This is a genomic window from Methanosarcina sp., assembly GCF_035390745.1.
Lineage (GTDB): Archaea > Halobacteriota > Methanosarcinia > Methanosarcinales > Methanosarcinaceae > Methanosarcina.
In genome coordinates, this window is sequence record NZ_DAOOUJ010000008.1 from 6,457 (window position 1) to 8,111 (window position 1,655).

Sequence of the window (1,655 nt, forward strand, 5' to 3'; positions counted from 1 at the left end):
ACTTTTTTCAAAAAGACTTTGAGAAAATTGTATCTTTATAGGAAGATTCGAATAAAAAGAAAAAGCTTTTGGAGTTTAAGTGTGATAAAAAAGTAAGAGAATTGAAAATTTCTCTGATAAATCAGGTTTGCAAAAAAGATTTTGAAAGGATATTTAAAATCTGTCCGCGTGAGACAAATTTTGGGATAAAACATCCTTTTGCTATCAGCAAAAAAGATATTAACGATCTCTTGCGAACCCTTCTTTGCTGATAACAAAATGGATTATATTATTTAACCAGATTGTAAGCCCATTCGATCCATTCACAGAGGCATTGTAAATCCTCTTTCTCGACGGTAGCACCGCACCAGATGCGCAAACCCGAAGGAGCATCACGGTAAGAACCGATGTCATAAGCAACTTTTTCTTTCTCAAGCGTTTTAATCAGTTCTTTAAGCTTTTCGTCGGATAAATCAACTTTAAAGCAGACGCTGGTACTGGACCTTATCTCTTTTGTTTCCGCTAAGAAATGGATCCAGTTGTTTTTAGCAACAAATGCCTCAAAGACCGCCAGATTATCATTTGTCCGCTGGATAAGCTGTTTAAGCCCTCCTGCAGATTCTGCCCATTTTAATGCTGCCAGCCAGTCTTCATTAGCCAGCATGGATGGGGTGTTAATAGTAGAGCCTTCAAAAATCTCCTTATTCAGTTTACCGCCTTTGGTCAGTCGGAAAATCTTGGGCAATGGCCAGGCAGGAGTATAGCTTTCTAAGCGCTGAACAGCCCGCGGAGATAGAATCAGCATCCCGTGACCGCCTTCCCCACCTAAAACCTTCTGCCATGAGAAGGTAATGACATCCAGTTTATGGTAGGGTATATCCATAGCAAATATAGCAGAGGTGGCATCGCAAAGCGTGAGCCCTTCCCGGTCATCAGGAATCCAGTCACCATTGGGTACTCTGACTCCACTTGTAGTCCCATTCCAGACAAAGACTACATCATTCTTGAAATCGACCTTCTTTAAATCCGGTAATTTCCCGTATTCTGCCTCAAAAACTCGGGTATCTTTTAATTTTAACTGTTTGGTGATGTCGGTTGCCCATTCTTTTCCGAAAGATTCCCAGACCAGAACATCAACCCCGCGGCACCCCAGCATGGACCACATGCACATTTCAAAAGCGCCTGTATCGGAAGCCGGTACAATACCTACCAGGTAATCATCAGGAAGGCCAAGCATCTCTCTCGTTCTTTTAATTGCTTCAGCTAATTTTTCCTTGCCAGGTTTGCTCCGGTGTGACCGGCCAAAAGGTGTATCTTTCAGCTCTTCAACAGAATACCCTGGATGTTTGGCACAGGGCCCAGAAGAAAAACAAGGATTATTAGGAACTCGTGTAGGTTTCATTTTATCTTTTCCTTTATGGTACTGTTATGTCTTAGGGGGATAAGATATTTTCCAGTTACAGGCGAACATGTAATTATAGTCATCCCTGAACACTTAACAGTGTACCTTTTATTTATCTTTTCGTGTTACTTTTACATGATCAAAACCGATGTTCATAGCCAACAAAAAGTGCCTGTATATTTCTATAGTTTTTTTGCATTTGATGAAAGGTAATCGATCAATTAACCTGTATCTTCCTTTTTTATTCTTTTTCTCCAGGTTCCTATACTGGTTT

1 protein-coding gene is annotated in these 1,655 nt (G+C 40.6%); it reads right to left on the minus strand.

The window, feature by feature from the left end; genetic code table 11:
* Window positions 1–268: 268 nt before the first annotated feature.
* Window positions 269–1,381 carry a phosphoserine transaminase gene (locus PLL47_RS03740; protein WP_324444859.1) on the minus strand — a complete coding sequence of 371 codons (1,113 nt, stop codon included), beginning with the start codon at window positions 1,379–1,381 and terminating at the stop codon, window positions 269–271.
* Between the last annotated feature and the right edge of the window lie 274 nt (window positions 1,382–1,655).